The 21,836-nt window shown below is 67.6% G+C and carries 24 protein-coding genes; 16 read left to right on the top strand and 8 right to left on the bottom strand.

The genetic code is table 11. The features are described from left to right. The first annotated feature begins 15 nt into the window (after positions 1-15). The 6 genes from AC1DMS_RS12650 (at position 16) to AC1DMS_RS12625 (ending at position 4,346) form a co-directional block, all read left to right on the top strand. Positions 16-348 carry a YbaB/EbfC family nucleoid-associated protein gene (locus AC1DMS_RS12650; protein ID WP_012747441.1) on the top strand — a complete coding sequence of 111 codons (333 nt, stop codon included), beginning with the start codon at positions 16-18 and terminating at the stop codon, positions 346-348. Between the two features lie 7 nt (positions 349-355). Next, positions 356-946: a recombination mediator RecR gene (gene recR, locus AC1DMS_RS12645; RefSeq protein WP_012747442.1), complete on the top strand. Its 591-nt coding sequence runs from the start codon at positions 356-358 to the stop codon at positions 944-946. Between the two features lie 52 nt (positions 947-998). Further along, positions 999-1,391, top strand: coding sequence for an MAPEG family protein (locus tag AC1DMS_RS12640; protein ID WP_012747443.1), 393 nt, complete (start codon positions 999-1,001; stop codon positions 1,389-1,391). 170 nt (positions 1,392-1,561) lie between these two features. After that, positions 1,562-2,596, top strand: coding sequence for an ABC transporter substrate-binding protein (locus AC1DMS_RS12635; RefSeq protein ID WP_012747444.1), 1,035 nt, complete (start codon positions 1,562-1,564; stop codon positions 2,594-2,596). A gap of 74 nt (positions 2,597-2,670) precedes the next feature. After that, positions 2,671-3,516, top strand: a complete 846-nt coding sequence (locus tag AC1DMS_RS12630; protein ID WP_012747445.1) for an ABC transporter ATP-binding protein — start codon at positions 2,671-2,673, stop codon at positions 3,514-3,516. Further along, positions 3,513-4,346, top strand: a complete 834-nt coding sequence (locus tag AC1DMS_RS12625; RefSeq protein WP_012747446.1) for an ABC transporter permease — start codon at positions 3,513-3,515, stop codon at positions 4,344-4,346. Before AC1DMS_RS12630 ends, AC1DMS_RS12625 begins: the two co-directional genes overlap by 4 nt. A gap of 38 nt (positions 4,347-4,384) precedes the next feature. On the opposite strand, the gene AC1DMS_RS12620 is transcribed toward AC1DMS_RS12625, so the two are convergent. Then, positions 4,385-6,001, bottom strand: a complete 1,617-nt coding sequence (locus AC1DMS_RS12620; protein ID WP_012747447.1) for a transglycosylase SLT domain-containing protein — start codon at positions 5,999-6,001, stop codon at positions 4,385-4,387. After that, entirely contained in the window at positions 5,998-6,777 is a 780-nt protein-coding gene (gloB, locus tag AC1DMS_RS12615; RefSeq protein ID WP_478181098.1) for a hydroxyacylglutathione hydrolase, read from the bottom strand. Before gloB ends, AC1DMS_RS12620 begins: the two co-directional genes overlap by 4 nt. 19 nt (positions 6,778-6,796) lie before the next feature. On the opposite strand from gloB, the gene AC1DMS_RS12610 reads away from it, so the two are divergent. After that, positions 6,797-7,552, top strand: coding sequence for a class I SAM-dependent methyltransferase (locus tag AC1DMS_RS12610; RefSeq protein WP_012747449.1), 756 nt, complete (start codon positions 6,797-6,799; stop codon positions 7,550-7,552). Positions 7,553-7,607: 55 nt separating this feature from the next. Continuing rightward, on the top strand, positions 7,608-8,057 hold the full coding sequence (rnhA, locus tag AC1DMS_RS12605) for a ribonuclease HI (RefSeq protein WP_012747450.1): 450 nt from the start codon (positions 7,608-7,610) through the stop codon (positions 8,055-8,057). 34 nt (positions 8,058-8,091) lie between these two features. On the opposite strand, the gene moeA is transcribed toward rnhA, so the two are convergent. The 5 genes from moeA to AC1DMS_RS12580 form a co-directional block, all read right to left on the bottom strand. Then, on the bottom strand, positions 8,092-9,402 hold the full coding sequence (moeA, locus tag AC1DMS_RS12600) for a molybdopterin molybdotransferase MoeA (protein ID WP_012747451.1): 1,311 nt from the start codon (positions 9,400-9,402) through the stop codon (positions 8,092-8,094). Continuing rightward, positions 9,399-10,049, bottom strand: coding sequence for a molybdenum cofactor guanylyltransferase MobA (gene mobA / locus AC1DMS_RS12595; RefSeq protein WP_012747452.1), 651 nt, complete (start codon positions 10,047-10,049; stop codon positions 9,399-9,401). Before mobA ends, moeA begins: the two co-directional genes overlap by 4 nt. After that, positions 10,046-11,197 (bottom strand): GTP 3',8-cyclase MoaA, encoded by a 1,152-nt coding sequence (moaA, locus tag AC1DMS_RS12590; protein WP_012747453.1) that lies wholly within the window; start codon positions 11,195-11,197, stop codon positions 10,046-10,048. Before moaA ends, mobA begins: the two co-directional genes overlap by 4 nt. 101 nt (positions 11,198-11,298) lie before the next feature. Beyond that, positions 11,299-12,732, bottom strand: coding sequence for an aldehyde dehydrogenase family protein (locus tag AC1DMS_RS12585; protein ID WP_012747454.1), 1,434 nt, complete (start codon positions 12,730-12,732; stop codon positions 11,299-11,301). A 20-nt stretch (positions 12,733-12,752) separates the two neighbouring features. Further along, a complete protein-coding gene (locus AC1DMS_RS12580) occupies positions 12,753-13,313 on the bottom strand; it encodes a peroxiredoxin (protein WP_012747455.1) in 561 nt (186 codons plus the stop codon). A 44-nt stretch (positions 13,314-13,357) separates the two neighbouring features. Between AC1DMS_RS12580 and AC1DMS_RS12575 the strand changes: the two genes are divergently transcribed. From AC1DMS_RS12575 to AC1DMS_RS12540, 8 genes are all read left to right on the top strand, one after another. Further along, positions 13,358-14,932 (top strand): phospholipase D family protein, encoded by a 1,575-nt coding sequence (locus AC1DMS_RS12575; RefSeq protein WP_012747456.1) that lies wholly within the window; start codon positions 13,358-13,360, stop codon positions 14,930-14,932. 9 nt (positions 14,933-14,941) lie between these two features. Then, on the top strand, positions 14,942-15,730 hold the full coding sequence (locus AC1DMS_RS12570; protein WP_012747457.1) for a sterol desaturase family protein: 789 nt from the start codon (positions 14,942-14,944) through the stop codon (positions 15,728-15,730). After that, entirely contained in the window at positions 15,714-16,670 is a 957-nt protein-coding gene (locus tag AC1DMS_RS12565) for a fatty acid desaturase (protein WP_012747458.1), read from the top strand. The genes AC1DMS_RS12570 and AC1DMS_RS12565 overlap by 17 nt, the downstream gene beginning before the upstream one ends. 3 nt (positions 16,671-16,673) lie before the next feature. Further along, positions 16,674-18,617 (top strand): beta-ketoacyl-ACP synthase III, encoded by a 1,944-nt coding sequence (locus AC1DMS_RS12560; RefSeq protein WP_012747459.1) that lies wholly within the window; start codon positions 16,674-16,676, stop codon positions 18,615-18,617. Next, positions 18,601-19,485 (top strand): DUF6999 family protein, encoded by an 885-nt coding sequence (locus AC1DMS_RS12555; protein WP_012747460.1) that lies wholly within the window; start codon positions 18,601-18,603, stop codon positions 19,483-19,485. The genes AC1DMS_RS12560 and AC1DMS_RS12555 overlap by 17 nt, the downstream gene beginning before the upstream one ends. Before the next feature lie 32 nt (positions 19,486-19,517). After that, positions 19,518-19,886 carry a hypothetical protein gene (locus AC1DMS_RS12550; protein WP_012747461.1) on the top strand — a complete coding sequence of 123 codons (369 nt, stop codon included), beginning with the start codon at positions 19,518-19,520 and terminating at the stop codon, positions 19,884-19,886. Further along, entirely contained in the window at positions 19,873-20,103 is a 231-nt protein-coding gene (locus AC1DMS_RS12545) for a hypothetical protein (protein ID WP_012747462.1), read from the top strand. Before AC1DMS_RS12550 ends, AC1DMS_RS12545 begins: the two co-directional genes overlap by 14 nt. A gap of 222 nt (positions 20,104-20,325) precedes the next feature. After that, positions 20,326-20,907, top strand: coding sequence for a hypothetical protein (locus AC1DMS_RS12540; protein WP_012747463.1), 582 nt, complete (start codon positions 20,326-20,328; stop codon positions 20,905-20,907). Here the strand turns inward: AC1DMS_RS12540 and AC1DMS_RS12535 are convergent. Next, positions 20,901-21,737, bottom strand: coding sequence for a metal-dependent hydrolase (locus AC1DMS_RS12535; protein WP_012747464.1), 837 nt, complete (start codon positions 21,735-21,737; stop codon positions 20,901-20,903). The genes AC1DMS_RS12540 and AC1DMS_RS12535 overlap by 7 nt on opposite strands. Positions 21,738-21,836 lie beyond the last annotated feature (99 nt).

Here is a 21,836-nt window from a genome sequence, read left to right as displayed (position 1 = left end):
CAATCAGGACCAACGATGTTCAACAAAGGACAACTGGCCGGCCTCATGAAGCAGGCGCAGGCAATGCAGGACAACCTCAAGAAGGCCCAGGAAGAACTGGCCACCATCGAGGTCGAAGGCGAGTCGGGCGCGGGCCTCGTGAAGGTCGTGATGACCTGCAAGCACGACGTCAAGCGCATCACCATCGACCCGAGCCTCCTGGCCGACGACAAGGACATGCTCGAAGACCTGGTGGCTGCGGCCTTCAATGCCGCGGTGCGCAAGGCCGAGGAAACCAGCGAGCAGAAGATGGGCAAGCTCACCGCAGGCATGCCGGGCCTCCCGCCCGGCATGAAGCTGCCGTTCTGAGCCATTGATGGCCGACGCCAGTTCGCTCGATGCGCTGGTCGATGCGCTGCGCCGCCTGCCCGGCGTCGGCGTCAAGTCGGCCTCGCGCATGGCCTTCCACTTGCTGCAGCACGACCGCGAGGGCGCGCAGCTGCTTGCGCGCGCGCTGCAGCAGGCGGCCGGCAACGTGCGGCATTGCGAACGCTGCAACACCTTCACCGAAGCACCGGTCTGCAGCGTGTGCCTCGACGCGCGCCGCGACGCAAGCAAGCTCTGCGTGGTCGAGACGCCGGCCGACCAGGCCGCGCTCGAACGCACCGGGGCCTTCCGCGGCTACTACTTCGTGCTGATGGGCAAGCTCAGTCCGCTCGACGGCATCGGACCCAAGGACATCGGCCTGCAGAAGCTCTTCGACCGCGCGCTGGACGGCACCGTGAGCGAGGTCATCCTGGCCACCAACTTCACGGCGGAGGGCGAAGCCACCGCGCACGTGATCGGCGAAGCGCTCCGGCAGCGCGGCCTCAACGTGACGCGCCTCGCGCGCGGCGTGCCTGCCGGCAGCGAACTCGAATACGTGGATCTCGGCACCATCGCGCATGCCCTGGTGGACCGCCGATAGCGCGCGGCGTTCGTTCGCTGCGCCAGCTCTCCATCGAACGTAGACAACCCGCATGACTCTTTCCTTGCTCACCGTCGCCTACTGGTGCGTGTTCATCGCCTGCGGCCTGCCGTATCTCGCGGCATGGATCGCCAAGGCCGGCAGCTTCGGTCCGCGCGACAACGTGCAGCCGCGCGACTGGGCCGCAAAGCAGAGCGGCTGGCGCGCGCGCGCCAACAGCGCGCAGGCCAACAGCTTCGAAGGCCTTCCGTTCTTCATCGGCGCGGTGATCATTGCGCACCAGCTCGGCGCCAATCAGGCGCGGCTCGACATGCTGGCGGCGGCCTATGTCGTACTGCGTGCGATCTATATCGCGGTCTATATCAAGGGCATCGGCTCCGTGCGCAGCGCGGTATGGGCGCTCGGTTTCGTGGTCAATATCGCGATCCTTTTTATCGCGCGCTAAGAGCGATAAAAGCCTCTGCGCGAGCGCGCAGCAGGCCATTCGGCACAGGCCTCGTGGAGGCCTTCATGCTTACGTGGAAACCCGCACGGGATGACCCCGATGCAGGCAACGGGGGCGCACCCCTAAGCTCGATTCAGTCCACCAGAATCAAGCGCCCGCAGGATTGCTCCATGCTCCACCGCAGAACCCTCATGACAGTCTCCGCAGTCGCTGCGGCAACCATTGCGTTGCCGCGGGTCTTTGCGCAAGCCAAGCTCGAGAAGACGAAGATTTCCATTGCAGTGGGCGGCAAGGCGGCGTTCTACTATTTGCCGCTCACCATCTCCGAACAGCTCGGCTACTTCAAGGCCGAAGGCCTCGACGTCGAGATCTCCGATTTTGCAGGCGGCGCACGCGCGCTGCAGGCTGTGGTGGGCGGATCGGCGGACGTGTGCTCCGGCGCCTACGAGCACACCATCAACCTGCAGGCCAAGAACCAGTTCTTCCAGGCCTTCGTGCTGCAGGGCCGTGCGCCGCAGATCGCGGTGGGCGTGTCGACCAAGAACATGGCGGGCTACACCGGCATTTCCGATCTCAAGGGCAGGAAGATCGGCGTCTCGGCGCCGGGCTCCTCGACCAACATGGTGGCCAACCTGGTGCTGTCGCGCGGCGGCCTCAAGGCCAGCGACGTGAGCTACATCGGCGTGGGCGTGGCGGCCGGCGCGCTCACGGCGCTGCGCTCGGGCCAGATCGACGCCATCAGCAACACCGACCCCGTCATGACCATGCTCGAGCAGAAGGGCGACGTGAAGATCATCAGCGACACGCGCACGCTCAAGGGCACGCAGCAGGTGTTCGGCGGACCGATGCCCGCGGCCTGCCTCTACGCGCCGGTCGACTTCATCCAGAAGAACCCCAACACCTGCCAGGCACTGGCCAATGCCATCGTCCACGGCCTCAAGTGGCTGCAGACAGCCGGCCCCGGCGACATCATCAAGACGGTGCCCGAAACCTACCTGCTCGGCGACCGCGCGCTGTACCTTGCATCTTTCGACAAGGTGCGCGAATCGATCGCCACCGACGGCCTCGTGCCGGCCGACGGTCCCAAGACGGCGCTCACTGCCATCTCGAGCTTCGACACGGCCGTGAAGGCCGACAAGATCGACCTCATGAAGACCTACACCAACGATTTTGCTAGGCGCGCGAAGGACAGGTTCAAAGCCTGACTCCGAACGTCCCCGCGACCCGGCCTCGGCCGGGTTTTTTCTTGTGGCGGCCAATGCCAGAATTCTCGCCAGACATGTCCGACTACGCACTCGAGCTTCTCTCCATCAGCTGCACCTTCCATTCGAAGGACGATCCGGGCCAGCGCTACACCGCGGTGGCCGACACCACGCTGCGCGTGCGGGCTGGGGAATTCGTCTCGGTGGTGGGCCCCACGGGCTGCGGCAAGTCGACCTTGCTGAACGTGGGCGCGGGCCTGCTCGAACCTTCGTCGGGCACCATCAAGGTCTTCGGCCAGACGCTGGCGGGCGTGAATGCGCGCGCCGGCTACATGTTCCAGACCGAGGCGCTGATGCCGTGGCGAAGCGCCATCGACAACGTGATGGTGGGGCTGCAGTACCGCGGCGTGCCCGATGCCGATGCACGCGGGCAGGCCGAGGCCTGGCTTTCGCGCGTGGGCCTCTCGGGCTTTGGCGACCGCTATCCGCACCAGCTCTCGGGCGGCATGCGCAAGCGCGTGGCGCTCGCGCAGACGCTGGTGCTCGACCCCGACATCATCCTCATGGACGAGCCCTTCAGCGCGCTCGACATCCAGACGCGCCAGCTGATGGAGAACGAGGTACTCGACATCTGGAGCGCGCCGAGCCGCGCAGCGCCCGGGGGCTCACAAGGTCGGAAGGCCGTGCTCTTCATCACGCACGATCTCGACGAAGCCATTGCAATGAGCGACCGCGTGGTGGTGCTGTCGGCTGGCCCGGCCACGCATCCGATCGGCGAGTTCGCCATCGACCTGGCGCGGCCGCGCGACGTGGCCGAGGTGCGCACGCAGCCGCGCTTCGTCGAGCTGCACACCCAGATCTGGGAGGTGCTGCGCGACGAAGTGCTCAAGGGCTATGCGCAGCAGCTCAGGAAGGCCGCATGATGCCGCGCCTGAACGAACGCAATGCGCGCTTCTGGCAGCTGGTGCTGCTCGCGATCATCCTGGTGGGCTGGCACCTGGCGTCGCGCAACCAGCAGATCGCCTTTTTCCTGGGCGAGCCGATCCAGGTGGCGGGGCGCATCTGGAGCTGGTTCCTGCCGTTCGAGGTGCCGCCGAACCTGCTGTTTCCTGAAGGCCTGAAGGGCAATGCCGACATCTACCGGCACCTGGGCACCACGCTGCTCGAGACGGTGCTGGCCTTCGGCATCGGCACCGTGCTGGGCCTGGCCTGCGGGCTCTGGCTGGCGCTGGCACCCACCGCGAGCCTGATCCTCGATCCCTACATCAAGGCCGCCAACTCGATGCCGCGCGTGATCCTCGCGCCGATCTTCGCGCTGTGGTTCGGCCTCGGCATCTGGAGCAAGGTGGCGCTGGCCGTCACGCTGGTGTTCTTCATCGTGTTCTTCAACGTCTACCAGGGCGTGCGCGAGGTGAGCCCGGTGGTGCTGGCCAACGCGAAGATGCTCGGCGCCAACCAGCGGCAGCTGCTTCGCACGGTCTACCTGCCGAGCGCGACGAGCTGGGTGTTCTCGAGCCTGCACACTTCGGTGGGCCTGGCCTTCGTCGGCGCCGTGGTCGGGGAGTACCTGGGCTCGGCGCGCGGCGTGGGCTACCTGATCCTGCAGGCCGAGGGCACCTTCGACGTGAACACCGTCTTTGCCGGCATCGTGGTGCTGACGGCCTTTGCGCTCTTGCTCGACGGCCTGGTCGGCCTCATCGAGAAGCGCCTCATGAAGTGGCAGCCGCGCAGCGGCGAAACCGAAAAGCTCTAGCGTCCGCGCTTCGGTTGCCGCCGGCTCGCGGGCAAGGCTCAGCGCTTTTTCTTCGACGGCGTGCCGCCGCGCTTCTCGCGCACCACCTGCTTGCCTGCCGGCGTCTTCACCACCACCACGTTGCGGCCGCGTGCGGCAACCGCCTTCACGGGGCCGCCGCCGCGCTTGTCGGCAACGGCGGTGCGGCCGTGCGCCCGTGCCGCGCCCGTGCCGACGCGCGCTTCGGGTGCAGCGCGGACCGGCAGGTACACCACCACGCTGTAGCCGCGCTTGAACGAATGGTTGAGCTTGACGTCGTTCCACTCGGCCACGCTGTCGGGCTTGAGCTTGTAGCGGCGCGCGATGCTGGCCACGCTGTCGTTGCGTCCGGCCTTGACGGTGGTGCGGCGATTGACGATTTCGGGCTGGAAGCTCAGGTGGCCGCTGTCGGCCACCAGCGCCGTCACGTCTTCCTTGACGCGCGCGCCGCGCGGCACGATGAGCGTGGAGCCGGCCTTGATGAGCATGCGCGGCGGAATGCTGTTGAGTGCGCGCAGGTCGGCTTCGCTCATGCCCGAGCGCTGGGCTGCGTCGGCCACCGTCATCGTGTTGGGAACCACCCATGCCGTCCAGCTGGCGTACTGGCCTTGCGAGTACGCATCGAAGTTGCGCTGGAACACGGCCGCGTTGTCCCAGGGCAGGAGGATCTGCGGCGTGCCGGCCGCCAGCAGCACCGGCTTGTGCGCGGCCGGGTTGAGGGCGCGGAAGTCCTCGAGGCGGATGTCGGCCAGCTTGGCCGCCAGTTCGACGTCGAGGTCGCGCGTGAGCGTTACGGTCTGGAAGTACGGGTGGTTCGCGATCAGCGGCAGCTCGGTGTTGAACGCCTGCGGATTGGCCACGATGTTCTTCACCGCCTGCAGCTTGGGCACGTAGAGCCGCGTTTCGGCCGGCATGGAAAGATCGCTGTAGGTGGTGGGCAGGCCCAGGCGCTGGTTCTTGGCGATGGCGCGGCTCACGCTGCCTTCGCCCCAGTTGTAGGCGGCCAGCGCGAGCTGCCAGTCGCCGAACATGCCGTAGAGCTTTTGCAGGTAGTCGAGTGCGGCGCGCGTCGAGGCCACCACGTCGCGCCGGTCGTCGCGGAAGATGTTCTGCTTGAGGTCGAAGTCGGTGCCGGTGGCGGGCATGAACTGCCACATGCCCGCGGCGCGTGCGCTGGAAATGGCCTGCGGATTGAACGCGCTCTCGATGTACGGCAGCAGCGCGAGTTCGGTCGGCATGTTGCGCCGCTCGAGTTCTTCGACGATGTGGAAGATGTACTTGTTCGAGCGCTCGGTCATGCGCTGGATGTAGTCGGGCCGGGTGGCATACCACTGCTCGCGGTCGCGCACCAGGTCGCTTTCGAGGTTCGGCATCTTGAAGCCGCGGCGGATGCGGTCCCACATGTCGGCGGGCGGCGCCAGCGTGACGACGCTCTGCGAATGGGCTTCGCTGCTGGTGATGGGGGTGAGCGGTCCGCCCGGGTAGACCGGCGCCGCGCTGCCGGAAGCCTTGGCGCCGGTGCCGCCGGCGGTGGATTGCGCGGATGTGGTGGTGGAGGAGGAAGACGGGCTGTTGGTGCCCGCGCAGCCCGCGAGCAACAGTGAGCCTGCAAGGCAGACAGCAGCGATAAGTTTCATCGGAAGTCGTTTTTCCATTGGCGCAGCGCAGCGAACACCTCGGCTTCGGCCGCATCGGCGGAAAGCTCGGCGTGCTCGCGCACCGCTCTAAGGACAGTGGCTTCGCGGCTGCGAAGAAAGGGGTTGATCCGGCGTTCGGTGGCCAGTTGCGAGGGCAGCGTGGGCCGCCCCTGCGCGCGCAGGCTTTCGCAGTGCGCGCTGTACTGAGTCAGATCGGCATTGCCGGGTTCCACCGCGCGGGCGAAACGCAGGTTAGCAAGTGTGTATTCGTGCGCGCAGCACACGCGGGTGTCGCCCGGCAGCGCCGCCAGCGCATCGAGCGAGGCCAGCATCTGCGCTGGCGTGCCTTCGAACAGCCGGCCGCAGCCGCCGGAGAACAGCGTGTCGCCGCAAAAAAGAAGCGGCGCCCGGCCTGCGCTTGCGGGCAGGAAGTAGGCGATGTGGCCGGCCGTGTGGCCAGGCACGTCGATGACCGAAAAGCGCAGCCCGAGCACCTCGGCGGTGTCGCCATGCGACAGCGGCTTGAAGGGCTGCGGAATGCGTTCGCGTGCCGGACCGAAGGCCGGCGCGCCGGTGGCGGCATGGAGCGCGGCCACGCCGCCCGTGTGATCGGGGTGATGGTGCGTGACTAGAATCGCGGCGAGCTGCAGCTTGTCGCGCGCCAAGGCGTCGAACACCGGTTGGGCGTCGCCCGGGTCCACCACGATCGCGTTGGACCCGTCCTGCAGCATCCAGATGTAGTTGTCAGCGAAGGCGGGCAGCGGAACAAGGGTCATGAGCGGTCAAATTATAGGTTTGCAGGATTGGTTCGCGACCCCCCCCGGCCGCTACCTGCTCGCGTGGGAGCAGGCCCAGTTCGACGAAGCCGTGGCGGATGTTTTCGGCTACCACGCGCTGCAGCTCGGCGCTGCCGGGGTCGATGGCCTGCGCACCAACCGCATGCCGCACCGTTGGCTGGCGCTGCCCGACCCCGGCCAGCCGTCCGGCAGGGCTGCGCTGTACACCGATTTTGCGGCGCTGCCGTTTGCCGCCAACAGCCTCGACCTGGTGGTGCTGCCGCATGCGCTGGAGCTGAGCCAGGACCCCCACGCGGCCCTGCGCGAAGTGGAGCGGGTGCTGGTGCCCGAGGGCCGCGTGGTGATCTGCGGGCTCAATCCGGCCAGCCTCTGGGGCATGAGGCAGCGCCGCGCGCACTTGTACCGCCGGCTCGGCCTCGGCGATCTCTTTCTGCCCGAGGGCGGCGAGTTCATCGGCTACTGGCGCATGCGCGACTGGCTGCGGCTCCTGAGCTTCGAGGTGGAGTCGGGGCGCTTCGGCGTCTACCGGCCCGCGGTGCGCAGCGAGGCATGGCTCGAGCGCTGCCGCTGGATGGACGCCGCCGGCGAGCGCTGGTGGCCCATCTTCGGCGCGGCGTACTTCCTGGTGGCCGTCAAGCGGGTGCGCGGCATGCGCCTGCTGAGCGCCGATTGGCGCCGCGCGGCGGCGCGCGCCACCGCGCCGGTACCCATTGCAGGCAAGATGCACAGGGCCAAGGCCGACCGCGCCGATTGAACATTGAATATTGAATATTGAATATTGAATATTGAAGAAGAAGGAAAAGAGCGTTTTGAACGAAGTCGTGATCTACACCGATGGTGCGTGCAAAGGCAATCCCGGCCCTGGCGGCTGGGGCGCGTGGCTCAAGTCGGGCGCCACCGAAAAGGAACTGTTCGGCGGCGAACTCAACACCACCAACAACCGGATGGAGCTCACCGCCGTGATCGAGGGCCTGGCCGCGCTCAAGCGGCCCTGCAAGGTCATCCTCTACCTGGACAGCCAGTACGTGCGCATGGGCATCACCGAATGGATCCGCGGCTGGAAGGCCAAGGGCTGGCGCACCTCGACCAAGCAGCCGGTCAAGAACGTCGAGCTCTGGCAGAAACTCGACAAGCTGGTGGCCGAAGGAGGCCACGTGATCGAATGGCGCTGGGTCAAGGGCCACTCGGGCGACGTCGGCAACGAGCGTGCCGACATGCTGGCCAACAAGGGCGTGGACAAGGCGCTGGGCCGGATCTGAGCCGCTGCCTGCCGAGTGCGCGGCCCGTGGCGGGCTACGCCTCCAGCATCATCACGTCGACTTCGTCGCCCGCGGCCACATTGCCCTGGTCGTGGTGCAGCACCACGAGCCCGTTGGCCTCGACCATCGAGCTCAGCACGCCGGAGCCCTGGTTGCCGGCAATGCGGACCTCGGGCAGCGCACCGGCCACGGCCCGCACGAAGCCGCGCTGGTATTCGGTGCGGCCGGGCTTCTTGCGGATGGCGCTCGCGGCGCGCGCGCGCAGCAGCGGCGCCGGCGCGGCGGCAATCTCGTGGCAGCCCATCATGCGCAGCAGGGCGGGCCGCACGAAGGCGAGGAAGGTGACCATGACGGCCACCGGATTGCCGGGCAGGCCGAAGAGCACCGCCGAGCCTGGCGCGGCCTGCTGGCTGCGAGGAACGAGCCCCACCGCCATCGGCCGGCCGGGACGCATCGCCACGCGCCAGAAAGCCATGTCGCCGAGCTGCTGCATCACGGCGCGCGTGTGGTCGGCGGCGCCGACGCTCACGCCGCCGCTGGTGATGATGGCGTCGGCCTGGCCCGCGGCATGCTGCAGCGTGGCGGCGAGCGTGGCCGGGTCGTCGCGCACCAGGCCCAGGTCGATCACTTCGCAGCCCAGCCGCGTGAGCAGGCCGAACACGGTGTAGCGGTTGCTGTCGTACACCGCGCCTTCGCGCGGCGGCTCGCCAAGGCTCAGGATCTCGTCGCCGGTCGAGAAATAGGCCACGCGCAGCCGCCGCAGCGCGGGCACCGAAGGCAGGCCCAGGCTGGCGACCATGCCCAGCGCGGCAGGCGACAGGCGCTCGCCGCGGCGCAGGGCCGGCTGGCCCTGCATGAGGTCTTCACCCGCGAAGCGGCGGTTGTCGCCGCGCCGAAGCACCTTGGCGGGAAAGCGCACGCGGTCGCCGTCGACCTTGCAGAATTCCTGCGGGATCACGGTGTCGAGCCCTTCGGGCATGACCGCGCCCGTCATGATGCGAACCGCGTCGCCGGCGGCGAGCACGCCGCGCCAGGCCGTGCCGGCCAAGGCAGTGCCCACCACGCGCAGCTCGATGGAGGCGTCGGTCGGCGAATCGTCCCGCAGGATCGCGCCGTCGAAGGCAAAGCCGTCCATCGCGGAGTTGTCGTGCGGCGGCACGCTGACCGGCGAGATGATGTCTTCGGCCAGCACACGGCCGAGCGCTTCGCGCAGCGCGACTTCCTCGCGCTCGGCCACCACGGCGGGTGCTACCAGTTGCGCCAGGAAGGCCTGCACGCCCTGGACGCTCAGCGCCTGGGGGTCATAGCCGGCAAGGGCGGCGGCAATGTCGGCGATGCGGCTCATCGGTTTTCCAGCGCGTGCAGTTCGGCCAGCGTGTTGGCATTGAAGAAGGCGTCGGGGGCGTCGCCGGGGCGGTCGAAGGGCACGAGCACCGTGCGGTGCTGCGCGGTCCAGGCGTCGATCTTGCGTCCGCCGGACTGGGTGAAGTTCACCAGGCTTTCGAGCAGCGTGGTGTGCAGCAGGCAGAACACCGGCTGCGGCCGCAGCACCGGCGCTGCGCCGGGCTCGGCGGCGGCCTCGGGCGCGCTCACCATGGCGATTTCCGCGTTGTCGGCCACCAGGGCCTCGGCCAGCCGGCTCGCCAGGTCGAGCGGAAACAGCGGCGTGTCGCAGGGCACTGTGAGAAGGTAGGGCGTTTCGCAGCGTTCGAGCCCGGTCAGGAAGCCCGCGAGCGGGCCGGCATAGTCGGCCAGGCTGTCGGGCCACACCGGAACGCCGAAGGACTCGTAAGCCGCCAGGTTGCGGTTGGCATTGATCATGACCTCGCCCACCTGCATGCCCAGGCGCAGCACGGCATGCATGGCAAGCGGCGAGCCGTTGAAGTTCTGCAGGCCCTTGTCGATGCCGCCCATGCGGGAGCCGCGGCCGCCGGCCAGCAGCAGGCCGGTGATCTCGCCGGGGGAAATGGAATCTTGTGTTTTGGGGGTCATCCGCCGATGTAGCTCATTTCGACGCGGCGCGGCGCGGGGTTGTTGGCGTCGTGCTCGCCGCTGTCGGGGCCGCGCAGCGCGCGCAGTTCGGAATAGCGGTCGGCGCGGCCCTGCCAGATGTGGCCGATGGCGGAGCCGATGTCCTCGTCGGTGGCGGTGCCGCGCAGCAGGGGGCGCAGGTCGTGGCCCGCGCTCGCGAAGAGGCAGAGGTAGAGCTTGCCCTCGGTGGACAGGCGCGCACGGCTGCAGTCGTGGCAGAAGGCCTGGGTCACGCTGCTGATCACGCCGATTTCCCCGCCGCCGTCGGCGTAGGCCCATCGCTGGGCGGTTTCGCCCGGCGCGCTGGGCTCGAGCGGCACCAGCGGAAACTCGGCGCCGATGCGCGCAATGACCTCGGCCGAGGGCAGCACCTCGTCCATGCGCCAGCCGTTGGTGGCGCCCACGTCCATGTATTCGATGAAGCGCAGCACCACCTTGCCGCCGTGGTGGTCGCGGAAGTAGCGCGCCATCGGCAGGATTTCCTGCTCGTTGGTGCCGCGCTTGACCACCATGTTCACCTTCAGCGGACCGAGGCCCGCGGCCAGCGCCGCCTCGATGCCGGCGAGCACGTCGGCCACCGGAAAATCGACGTCGTTCATGTGGCGGAAGACCGCATCGTCCAGGCTGTCGAGGCTCACGGTCACACGCTGCAGGCCGGCGGCGGCCAGCGCGGCCGCCTTGCGCTGCAGCAGCGAGCCGTTGGTGGTGAGCGTGAGCGCGAGCGGTTCGCCGCCCGGGGTGCGGATTTCAGAGAGCTGCGCGATCAGCGCCTCGATGTTCTTGCGCAGCAGCGGCTCGCCGCCGGTGAGGCGGATCTTGCGCACGCCATGGGCCGCGAACAGGCGCGCGAGCCGGGTCATTTCCTCGAAGCTCAGCAGCGCGCTGTGCGGCAGGTACTGGTAGTCCTTGTCGAACACGTCCTTCGGCATGCAGTAGCTGCAGCGGAAGTTGCAGCGGTCGGTCACGCTGATGCGCAGGTCGGTGAGCGGCCGGCCCAGGCGGTCGAGCAGCCGCCCGGTGGCGGGCACGGCCACCTCCGGAACCGCCACGGCGGGGCGCGCGCGGCCGACCTCGGAGAGCGGAATGACGGTGGTGCTTTTGCGGTTCATGGACAGCGGCCAATTTACTCCATCGGGCGCGGGCCGATTCCGAAAAGGGCTACTCCTCGGCGAGCGCCGCCCGGAACCCGGCCCTGCACGCGGCGCGCGCCTCAGCCGTGCTTGATGGCCACCGTCTTGAGCGTGGTGAAGCCGTAGAGCGCTTCGAAGCCCTTTTCGCGTCCGTAGCCCGACGACTTGACGCCGCCGAACGGCAGTTCCACGCCGCCGCCGGCGCCGTAGTTGTTGATGAACACCTGGCCGCTGCGAACCCGCTTGGCCATGCGGAACTGGCGCGCACCGTCGGTCGTCCAGACGCCGGCCACAAGGCCGAACTGCGTGGCGTTGGCGAGCGCCACCGCTTCGTCCTCGTCGGCGAACTGCATCGCGGCGAGCACCGGGCCGAACACCTCTTCCTGGGCGAGGCGGTGGTTCACCGGCACGTCGCGCAGCAGGGTGGGGGCCTGGTAGAAGCCGGTTTCGGGCGCCTCGTCGACCACGATGCCGTGGGCCACCATCGGGATGCCCGCCACCTGGGCGTCGCTCAGGAAATCCCACACGCGCTGCTGCTGTGTCTGGCGGATCAGCGGGCCGACGTCCAGGTCCATGGCCGCGGGGCCGACGCGCAGGGCCTCGAAGGCACGGCCGAGGCGCTCGAGCAGCGGCTCGTAGATGCCGCGCTGGATCAGCACGCGCGAGCCGGCCGAACAGGTCTGGCCGGCGTTCTGCACGATGGCGTTGATGATCACCGGAATGGCCGCGTCGAGGTCGGCGTCGGCAAAGATGATCTGCGGGCTCTTGCCGCCGAGTTCGAGCGTGACCGGGCAATGCCGCTCCGCCGCCACCTGCTGGATCAGCGTGCCGATCTTCGGGCTGCCGGTGAAGCTGATGTGGTCGATGCCTTCGTGCCGCGCGAGCGCGTCGCCCACTTCATGGCCGTAGCCTGTCACGATGTTGAGCGCGCCGGCCGGAAAGCCGACCTCGGCCGCCAGCTGCGCCACGCGAATGAGGGAAAGGCAGGCATCCTCGGCCGGCTTCACCACGCACACGTTGCCGGCCGCCAGCGCGCCGCCCACGCTGCGCCCGAAGATCTGCATCGGGTAGTTCCACGGAATGATGTGGCCGGTGACGCCGTGCGGCTCGCGCCAGGTGAAGACGCTGTAGCCGTCCTGGTAGGGAATGGTCTCGCCGTGCAGCTTGTCGCAGGCGCCGGCATAGAACTCGAAATAGCGCACCAGCGCGAGTGCGTCGGCGCGGGCCTGCTTCACCGGCTTGCCGCAATCGCGCTGCTCGATGAGCGCGAGCTCGTCGACGTGCTCGGCAACCTTCTGCGAGAGCTTGTAGAGCAGGCGGCCGCGGTCGGCCGCGCTCACCTTGTGCCAGACGCCCTCGAAGCAGTCGCGCGCCGCGCGCACGGCGGAATCGATGTCGGCGGCATTGCTGCGCTGGATTTCGTCGAAAGGCTGGCCGTCGGAGGGGTCGAGCACCTGCAGGGTGCGGCCGGAGGATGACGGGACGTCGGCGTTGGCGATGAAGTTGAGTTGCATGGGACGGGATTTTGCACCCGCTACCGGGGTGCGCCTGCGCCCGGCCGCGGCAGCGCCCGGACCGCGTTGAGCATGCGCTCCACGTGCTTGTCCGGATTCAGGTTCTGGTAGTAATAGGCCACCTTGCCGTTCGGCGCGATCACGTAGGACAGTCGGTTGGCGAAGTCGGGCCGGGTCTGCATCAGGGCGTCGAAGCCGTTGATCACGGATTTGGATTCATCCGAAGCCACGGGAAAGCGGCTCTGGCACGACTTGACCGAGAACTTGGAGAGGGTGTCGATGTCGTCGGCCGACACGCCGATGACCGTGGCGCCGAGCGCGGCGAACTGGTCGACGGCTTCGGCGAAGGCATGCGCTTCGATCGAACAATCGCTGGAGTCGGCCGCCGGAAAGAAGTACACCACCACCGGGCCCTTGGCCAGCGCCTCGGCCAGCGAATAGCGGAAGGTCTTGCCGCCGAGCGCGGCGTTGGCGGTGAACTTGGGCACCGGATCGCCGATGTCCAGTGCAGCCCAGGCGGGCAGTGCCAGCCCGGCGGCGACCGACATCAGGGCAATGCGTGAGAGGATCGGTCTTGCCATGGTGTAACTCCGAGCAGGGGTGAAACGAATTCTAGGATGCCATCATGAACCTCTGGACCCCACTTCTGCGTATCTGTCTTGCCGGCGCCATGGCTGCGGCGCTGGCGGCGTGCGGCTCGCTGCCGCCGGCGCGCGAGCGGGCGGCGGTGAACGCCGCCGCGGCCGATCCGTCCACCACCCTGGCACGCATCGCAGCCGCCTCGACGCCGCCGGGCGAGCATTCGGGCTTCCGGCTGATGCCGCTCGGCGTGTATTCGCTCGACGCGCGCGTGCAGCTTGCAGAGCGCGCCCAGCGCTCGCTGGTGGTCCAGTACTACCAGTTCGAGAACGACGCCACCGGCCGCCTCCTGATGCGCGCGCTGCGCGAGGCGGCCGGGCGCGGGGTGCAGGTGCGGCTGCTGGTGGACGATCTCTACACAGTCAAGAGCCAGCAGCCGCTGCTCGCGCTTTCGGCCACGCCCAATGTGCAGGTGCGGCTGTTCAATCCGTTCTGCTGCGGACGCGGCGGTTTTCTCTCGCGCTTCGCGGCCTCGCCGCACGAGATCGGGCGGCTCAACCACCGCATGCACAACAAGCTCTTCATCGCCGACGGCGTCATGGCGGTGGTGGGCGGGCGCAACATCGCCGACGAGTATTTCGTGCTGAGCGAGGCGCAGAACTTCATCGACATGGACGCGCTGGTGGTGGGCAAGGTGCTGCCGCAGCTCGAATCGATCTTCGACGCCTACTGGAACAGCGAGCAGGTCTGGCCCATTGCCGACATCGTGCGCGGGGAGGGCGGCCGCACGCCCACGGCCGCCGACTTCGACGCCTGGATCGGCATGGCCGCGCCGCCGCCGAAGATCGTGCTGCCGCCGTCCGACGTGCTGGGCTACGGGCCGATCGCGGAAGAACTCGACGGTGGCCGCATGGGCCTGCTGTGGGGCGAGGCCCGCGCGATTGCCGATCCGCCCACCAAGCCCGCAACGATGACCGAGGACGAGGCCATTGCCACCAGCGTGACCATGAAGGTCTGGACGCTGCTGATGGACGCCAAGGTCGAGGTCGACCTGACCTCGCCCTACCTGGTGCCCGGCGAGCGCGGCATGGCGGCCTTCGAGGACCTTGCCAGGCGCAAGGTCAAGCTCACGCTCTTGACCAATTCGCTGGCCGCCAACGACGAGCCGCTGGTGCACACCGGCTATGCGCGCTACCGCGAGCGGCTGCTCAGGAGCGGTGCCGACCTGTACGAGCTGAGCCCGCAGCGCACCACCGCGGGCGAGCGCTTCGGCATGTTCGGCAAATCGCTGGGGCGGCTGCACTCCAAGACCGCCGCCATCGACAAGACCCGCATCTTCATCGGCTCGATGAACCTCGATCCGCGCTCGGCGAGCCAGAACACCGAGATGGGCGTGGTGGTCGACAGCCCGCAGCTGGCGCGCGAGATGCTGCGCGTCATCAACATCAGCAAGCTGCAGAATTCGTACCGGCTGCGCATTGCCAAGGACACCGGCACGCTGCAGTGGCTCACCACCGATGGCGAGAAGGAAGTCATCCTCACGTCGGAGCCGGAATCGAGCTTCTTCCAGCGCCTCCACAACCTGATCATTGCACCCCTGGTTCCCGAAATGCTGCTGTAGCCTCGGGGGATGGCGCAAAGCTTCATTTCGTTGTCGGCCCTCCAGGTGATGTGCTGGGGGCTGATCTTTTTCGGCGGCATCTACCTGGGATTCGGTGTCCTCAACTGGCTACTGGCCCGGCGGGTGCTGCCCGCGCTCGGCATCGGGCGCGTGCTCGACCCGCGGCCGCTGCAGCCGGGGCAGCTGCGCCGCGAACTGGCGCAGTCGGGCGTGTCGGTGCTCGTGTTCGGGCTGGGCATGGTGTTTCCGTGGGGCTTGCTCCAGCTGGGCTGGGCGCGGCTCGATGCCGACGCGGGCTGGCGCCAGGTCGCGGCCGAAATCCTGGTGCTCGCGATCTGGAACGACGTTCATTTCTGGTTCAACCACCGGCTGCTGCACACGCGCTGGCTGCGGCGCTTTCACGGGCCGCACCACCGCTCGGTCGTGACCACGCCATGGGCGACGTACAGCTTCCATCCGATCGAGGCGGCCATGCTCGGCAACGTGATCCTGCTGCCGATGCTGCTGCACGACTTCAGCTTCTGGTCGCTCGCGTCGGTGCCGCTGTTCAGCCTGTTCTTCAACAGCATCGGGCATTCGAACTACGACTTCTTTCCCCGGGCGTCGTACAGCCACTGGTTTGCCGCAAGCCGCCGGCACCATTTGCACCACGCCTGCCACAGCGGCAACTACGGCTTCCAGTTCACTTTCATGGACCGGTTGTTCGGCACGCGCATTGCCGCCGACGCGGCCGAGCCGCAGTTCCTGGCCTTCCGCGAGAAGCAGCAACGCCAACCGCAGCATGGCACGCCGGCCTGAGGCGCCGCGCCGGCCGGCGCGCCTTCGCCATGGGCGCGACTGGCAGAGCCTGGCGTACCTGGCGGCGCTCCCGGCGCTGGCGGCATGGCAGTGGATGCACGGCTTTGCCGTGCTGCTCTATGCGCCGATGCTGTTCCTGACGCTGGGCGTGGGCGTGATCCACCACAACCATGTGCATCTGCGCATGTGGCGCGGGCGGCGCATGAACCGGGTCACCGACTTCTGGATCACGCTGCTGCAGGGCCATCCAACCTTCGTCTTCTGGCCGGCGCACGTGGCCAACCACCATCGCCACCGGCACGGGCCGCGGGACGTGGCGCGCACCTACCGCTTCGGCGGCGACACCAACCATCTGCGGGGCTACCTGCTGCATCCGTTCCAGGCCGTGTGGGTGCTGGTGCCGGTGTTCTTCGGCTGGCTCGCGCGGCTTCGCAGGCGCCGGCCGGGACCCTGGCGCTACTGCATGGCGCAGTACGCCCTGTGGCTCGGCAGCTGGAGCGCGCTGCTGCTGCTCGACTGGCGCAAGGCCCTTCTGCTGGTGATCGTGCCGCAGCTGCACGGGCTGCACTGGCTGCTGGCCACCAACTATCTGCAGCACGCACATGCCGACGGACGCCGGCCCGTGCCGGATGTGGAGGCGCGGCGCGATACCGCGGGTACCCGCCTGAACTACGCGCGCAATTTCGAGGGGCTGGTGAACCCTTTGCTGTTCAACATCGGCCTGCACACCGCACATCACGAGAACCCGCATGTCCACTGGTCCGAGCTCACGCAGCTGCACCGCACGCGCTACCGCGCGCAGGTCGATCCTGCGCTCAACGAGCAGGGACTGGTGCCCTACATGGTTCGCGTGTTCGTGCTCGGAGCGCTGTGGCCGCGTTTTCGCAGCCGCCCGCTGATGCCGTCCGTGCCCGTGCCGCCCGAGTCTCCAACCCACTGAACCATGCCCGTCCCATTCCAACGCGTCTATATCGAGAGCGCCGGCTACTTCATGCCCGGCGAGCCCATTCCCAACGAGCGCATGGATGCCTACATCGCACCGCTCAACCGGATGTCGGAGCGCATCAAGCGGCGCATCCTGGCCGAGAACGGCATCCTCACGCGGCACTATGCGATCGACGAGGAGGGCATGACGCGCCACACCAATGCGCAGCTGGCGGCATGCGCGATCCGCGACTGCCTGCAGCGCGGCGGCGCCGAGCTGTCGCGCGTGTCGCTGCTGGCCAGCGGCTCTTCGGGCGGCGACACGCTGATGCCCGGCTTTGCCAACATGATCCAGGGCGAACTGGCGGCGCCGCCCATGGAGACGCTGTCGGTGCACGGCATCTGCGCTGCGGGCGTGTCGGCTATCCAGTCGGCCGCGCAGGGCATCGAGCTGGGGGCACACCGCAGCGCGCTCGCGGTGGCCAGCGAAATGCCCTCGCGGCTTTTCAAGCGCTCGCGCTTTGCGGCGCGCGGCTACGAAACCGACTTCGATTCGCACTTCCTGCGCTGGATGCTTTCCGACGGCGCGGGCGCGCTGCTGCTGTCGGACGGCGCGCCCGCGCTGGCCGGCAATCCAGGGCTGCGGCTGCGGCTCAAGTGGGTGCACCAGCGCGCGTTCTCGGGGGACTATCCGGTCTGCATGCAGCTGGGCCTGACCGAGGACCGCGCGCGCGGCCATCTGGACTTCGGCTCGTGGGCCGAGGCGGAGGCGGCGGGTGCCTTGTCGCTGCGGCAGGACATCCGCCTGCTGCCGCATCTGTTCGACATCGGCATCCATGAATACGCAACGCTGGTGCAGGGCGGATGGCTCGATCCGAAGCGGATCGACCACTTCCTGTGCCACTACTCGTCGGAGAAATTCATTCCCGTGGTCGAGGACCTGATGGCCAAGGCCGACCTCGCCATTCCGCGCGAGCGCTGGTGGAGCAACCTGGCCTGGCGCGGCAACACGGGGGCCGCGTCGATCCTGATCATGCTGTCGGAGTTCCTGCACACCAAGGCGTTGAAGCCGGGCGAACAGATCTTCTGCTACGTACCGGAATCGGGACGCTTCATGGCCGCCTACATGCTGCTGGAGGTCGAGGCCGCCGAGGCGCCCGCCCAGGCGCTGGCCGTTCCGCGCACCACGGCCGACGCGGCCCCGGACGACGAAGCCGCGATCGCTCCGCCGCACGACCCGGCCGCCGCGCCCGAAGGCCTCGGCGCGCTGCTGACCGAACTGGCCGGCATCTGGCACGACTACCGCTCGCGCGCCTGGCGCACGCCGCTGATCCGCCAGATCCGCGAGCGCCGCCTTGCCTTGCCCGACTACCTGAACTGGATGGAGCAGTGGATCCCGCAGGTGCGCGAAGGCAGCCGCTGGATGCGCGAAGGCGCCGCTTCGCTGACCGGCCCGTACCAGGCGCTGGCCGCGCTGATCGACGTGCACGCGGGCGAGGAGCAGGACGACTTCAACATTCTCTTCAGCGACTACCGCAAGGCCGGCGGCACCGTCGAGCGGATCGACGATCTGCGCCGCAACCCTGGCGGAGAGGCGCTCAATGCCTACCTGCACGGCCTGGCCGCCACGCGCAACCCGATCGGCCTGCTGGGCGCCATCTACATCATCGAGGGCACGGGCCAGCGCATCGTTCCCGCGCTGCTGCCGCTGATCAAGGCCGGCCTGAAGCTGCTGCCCGACGCCTTCCGCTTTCTCGAATACCACGGCCACAACGACGAGAACCACCTGAACCGCTGGCTCGCCGCGGTGGAGATGGTGATGGCCGTGGAAGGCGGCGAGGGCGCCGAAGGCCGGGGCCGGGCGGCCCGCCAGATCATCGATACCGCGCGCCACACGGCCGCGCTGTACCTGATGCAGTTTCAGCACATTACACAGCGGATGCCCCATGAGCCGAACGCCTGACTTTCTTGCGCAGGAACACGACGAGCGCGATCCCAGTCCCTGGCTTGCGCTCTACCTGGACCAGAGCACGCCGCTGCCCGACGAGGTCAAGGCAGCGTGGCTGGCCGATTCGAGTTCGGGCTCGCGCCAGTACCTGCTGCCGTTCCTGCGGCCAGTGGCGCGGCTCACGATCATCCTGATCCAGGTGGTGAAGGTGTTCGTGCCGCGCAACTGGTCGCACTCGAAGCTGCTGCACCGGCTGCTGGCCTGGGGACTGAAACGCTTCGTCTCGCCGGAAGCGAACTGGCTGATCCTGCGGCATTTCCACCTCGGCTCGCAGGTGCTGGGCTTCATCGGCCGCAATTCGCCGGTACCCGTGGGCACCTCGCCGCTGGAGCCGGCCGACATCGATGCGCTCAAGGACGAGACCTTCCTGAAGCACGACCTGAATCTCTTCAACTTCGTGATCCGGCTGAACCAGGCGCTGCGCGACAAGGGGCTGGTGCTGGCCAAGGCGCCCGAGGTCGATTTTTCGATGATCAGGGACCCGGGCCTGCGGCTTTCGGACATGCCGCGCGGCAGGCTCAACTTTCTCGACCTGCAGAGCGCCATCGAGCTTTTCACGCCGCTGTACCAGCTGATGCTGACCGACAACGACTTCTGGCGCGCCGCCAATTCGCTGCAGCTGGACGAAACCATCGGCATCTACGCGGCCACCTTGCTGGGCGCCCCCGAGCACCTCATCCTGGTGAACAACAAGCATCCGCTGGTGCCGCTTTCGACCCTGCGGGCCGGGCACCGGCTGGTCATTCACGGGCTGTCGACGGAGATGCTGCACAGCCTGCTGCGGCGCATGCAGGCCGCGCAGGGGGCAACCCCCACGCCGTAGCAGCCACTTGCATAAGCGTATGCTGCCCCCAGATGCAATCCATGAACACGACCCATAATCCGTCTTCCAAGACCGATCTGGCAGTGACCCACGTGCTGGCTCAACTGCTGGAGCGGCTTGAGCACAGCGCCGTCCCCGTAGGCGCCGAGCAGTACCGCTCGGTGGTAGAACACCTGGTGCACGAATTCAACGACGTTGAGCCGGGCGCCGACCTGGGGCGTCTGCTGGACGCCTATCCTGCCGCCGCCGAGGTCTACGAAAACCTCAATTACCAACATGCCGGCCTCTGCCGCTCGGCGCTCGACACGGCGCTTGCGGCCGAAGTCAGCGCGAGAGAAGCCATTGCACGCGCCATGCGCAACACCGAACCGAAAAAGGACAAAGCCGATGGCCAAAGCTGAGGTCAAGACCGCCGTTGTGGCCGATGGCCTGCGTTACAAATCGAAGGCACCGGGCTCGCCGTTCCGCGCTTCGGCGTCGTTCAGCGGGGCGACCATGTCCTGCTTCATGTGCGGAAAGCACCGCGTACGGTCGCAATTGCGCACCCGCCAGGTGCTGGGCAAGTCCCAGACCGTTTGCGCGCCCTCGTGCAAGGCGCTCGACGAATCGCTCGAATAAGCCGGACTCGCGGGCCTAGCATGGCGGCGCGACGCCTTGGCGACATGCCCGAGCGTGAGAATTGCAGATTTTCTTTCCAAATCGCCTGCAATAGATATACAGTTAGACACAATTGATGCATTTATTGCGTTAGTCAAAAGTTCTAATTTGTAGTCGACGGCAAATGATTTTGTGTATGTGCAATAACGCCCAGCGCCGGGCGATTTGCGGAAGGAATCTGCAATGAACAAGTCGCGCCACGTGGTCATGCAGGTGGTCAAGCGTTCCTCCGGCAGTGCGACGCACCATGTGGAATTCCTCATGGACAACATCTTTGCGGAGCGCCTGCGCCAATTGCGCTCGCTGGTTCCGCCGCTGGGCAGCCTCAACAAGCAGCGCGACCTGGTGATCGACAAGGTGCGCGCGCGCCTTCCGAACGCCGTCTGGCGCACCGGAAGCCATGTCGACGAGGGCGTGGAGGGCTCCTGCATCGTCATTGCTGCGGAAGGCTCGTTCAATTGCGGCGGCAAGGACCGCCTGACGCGTGAAAAGCTGGTGACCTACAACTTTTCGATTTCGCGCCTGATCGAATTGCACGCCGAACGCCCCGACGGCGAAACCCTCTACATCCGCGACGGCACCTTTGCCAACGACGAGCCCGCCGACTCGGCCGCGGGCCTCTGGGTGGCCTCGCTGACCGAGCAGGAAACCGTGATGCGCATTCCGGATGCCCCTTCGGACTTCGACACCCTGCACGACCTGGCAATGCGCCCCGAACAGCGGGCCGCCGCCACTCCCCCCAGCCACAGGGCCAGTTTCTACTGAAGAGCCTCGGCCGCCGCGCCTACCGCCGTGTAGTGTGCGCGGTTGTTCTCGAGCCAGCGTGCCGACAGGCTGCTGTCCTGCTGCGCCGGATGGAAATCGGCGCGAAAGTAGCTGCGCCAGGCCTGCCGGTTGCCTCTGAGCAGGCCGCCTTTGCCAAGCAGGATGCGCGCGGCGCTCTTCCAGGTCGCCCATTTCCACAGCTGGCCTTCGCGGCGCAGGTTGTCGGCGGTCTGGCGCATGAGGTCGCCCAGGAACATCAGCGTCACGCGCCGGAACCAGCGCCTGCGCCAGGCGTCGGACCCTTGCGCAGCCTGGTAGATGTCGAACGCCACGGCCTTGTGCTCCAGCTCTTCGGCGCTGTGCCAGAGCCACATGGTGCGCAGCCGCGGCTCGGCGCCGTCGAGCACCTGGGGGTGGGCGAGCAGCCATTCGGCGAACATGGCGGTGAAGTGCTCCGTGGCTGCGGTGGCTGCCAGCGCATGGCGCGGATCGGCGCCCTCCAGCAACTGCATGCGCCTGGCGGCGCGGGGAGTCCAACCGTCCACCAGGCCCTGGTCCTGCAGGTGGGTGTTGAAAAGCGAATGAATGCGCCGGTGCGTAGCCTCCTGGCCGATGAAGCCGCGCACGTCGGCGCGAAGCGCTTCCTGTGCTTGCGCCGGCAGCGTGGCCGCGGCGTCGCGCACGGCATCGATGAAGAACTGCTCGCCGAACGGAAAGCTCATCGACAGCGCATTGAAAAAGGCGGTGGAGAATGCGTTGCCGCCGCACCAGTTGCGGCCGAACGGCGTTTGCAGGTCGATCAGAAGGCGGCGCACGACAAGGTCGGCCATGGCGGATGTTCCTTGGAAAATGCGATGCGGTACACATTCGTACCAATTTCCTGGAATGGTGCGCGCCACGGCTGGTACCGTCAAGTACCAATGCGGAGG

It is taken from the genome of Variovorax sp. 05T418 (assembly GCF_056396385.1).
Note: the sequence above shows the minus strand (reverse complement) of the source record. Positions and strands in the feature narration are given on the sequence as shown.

Coding starts and splice junctions, on each gene's coding strand:
- AC1DMS_RS12650 (WP_012747441.1), top strand. CDS start 16: ATGTTCAACAAAGGACAACTGGCCGGCCTCATGAAGCAGGCGCAGGCA.
- recR (WP_012747442.1), top strand. CDS start 356: ATGGCCGACGCCAGTTCGCTCGATGCGCTGGTCGATGCGCTGCGCCGC.
- AC1DMS_RS12640 (WP_012747443.1), top strand. CDS start 999: ATGACTCTTTCCTTGCTCACCGTCGCCTACTGGTGCGTGTTCATCGCC.
- AC1DMS_RS12635 (WP_012747444.1), top strand. CDS start 1,562: ATGCTCCACCGCAGAACCCTCATGACAGTCTCCGCAGTCGCTGCGGCA.
- AC1DMS_RS12630 (WP_012747445.1), top strand. CDS start 2,671: ATGTCCGACTACGCACTCGAGCTTCTCTCCATCAGCTGCACCTTCCAT.
- AC1DMS_RS12625 (WP_012747446.1), top strand. CDS start 3,513: ATGATGCCGCGCCTGAACGAACGCAATGCGCGCTTCTGGCAGCTGGTG.
- AC1DMS_RS12620 (WP_012747447.1), bottom strand. CDS start 6,001: ATGAAACTTATCGCTGCTGTCTGCCTTGCAGGCTCACTGTTGCTCGCG.
- gloB (WP_478181098.1), bottom strand. CDS start 6,777: ATGACCCTTGTTCCGCTGCCCGCCTTCGCTGACAACTACATCTGGATG.
- moeA (WP_012747451.1), bottom strand. CDS start 9,402: ATGAGCCGCATCGCCGACATTGCCGCCGCCCTTGCCGGCTATGACCCC.
- mobA (WP_012747452.1), bottom strand. CDS start 10,049: ATGACCCCCAAAACACAAGATTCCATTTCCCCCGGCGAGATCACCGGC.
- moaA (WP_012747453.1), bottom strand. CDS start 11,197: ATGAACCGCAAAAGCACCACCGTCATTCCGCTCTCCGAGGTCGGCCGC.
- AC1DMS_RS12585 (WP_012747454.1), bottom strand. CDS start 12,732: ATGCAACTCAACTTCATCGCCAACGCCGACGTCCCGTCATCCTCCGGC.
- AC1DMS_RS12580 (WP_012747455.1), bottom strand. CDS start 13,313: ATGGCAAGACCGATCCTCTCACGCATTGCCCTGATGTCGGTCGCCGCC.
- AC1DMS_RS12575 (WP_012747456.1), top strand. CDS start 13,358: ATGAACCTCTGGACCCCACTTCTGCGTATCTGTCTTGCCGGCGCCATG.
- AC1DMS_RS12570 (WP_012747457.1), top strand. CDS start 14,942: ATGGCGCAAAGCTTCATTTCGTTGTCGGCCCTCCAGGTGATGTGCTGG.
- AC1DMS_RS12565 (WP_012747458.1), top strand. CDS start 15,714: ATGGCACGCCGGCCTGAGGCGCCGCGCCGGCCGGCGCGCCTTCGCCAT.
- AC1DMS_RS12560 (WP_012747459.1), top strand. CDS start 16,674: ATGCCCGTCCCATTCCAACGCGTCTATATCGAGAGCGCCGGCTACTTC.
- AC1DMS_RS12555 (WP_012747460.1), top strand. CDS start 18,601: ATGAGCCGAACGCCTGACTTTCTTGCGCAGGAACACGACGAGCGCGAT.
- AC1DMS_RS12550 (WP_012747461.1), top strand. CDS start 19,518: ATGCAATCCATGAACACGACCCATAATCCGTCTTCCAAGACCGATCTG.
- AC1DMS_RS12545 (WP_012747462.1), top strand. CDS start 19,873: ATGGCCAAAGCTGAGGTCAAGACCGCCGTTGTGGCCGATGGCCTGCGT.
- AC1DMS_RS12540 (WP_012747463.1), top strand. CDS start 20,326: ATGAACAAGTCGCGCCACGTGGTCATGCAGGTGGTCAAGCGTTCCTCC.
- AC1DMS_RS12535 (WP_012747464.1), bottom strand. CDS start 21,737: ATGGCCGACCTTGTCGTGCGCCGCCTTCTGATCGACCTGCAAACGCCG.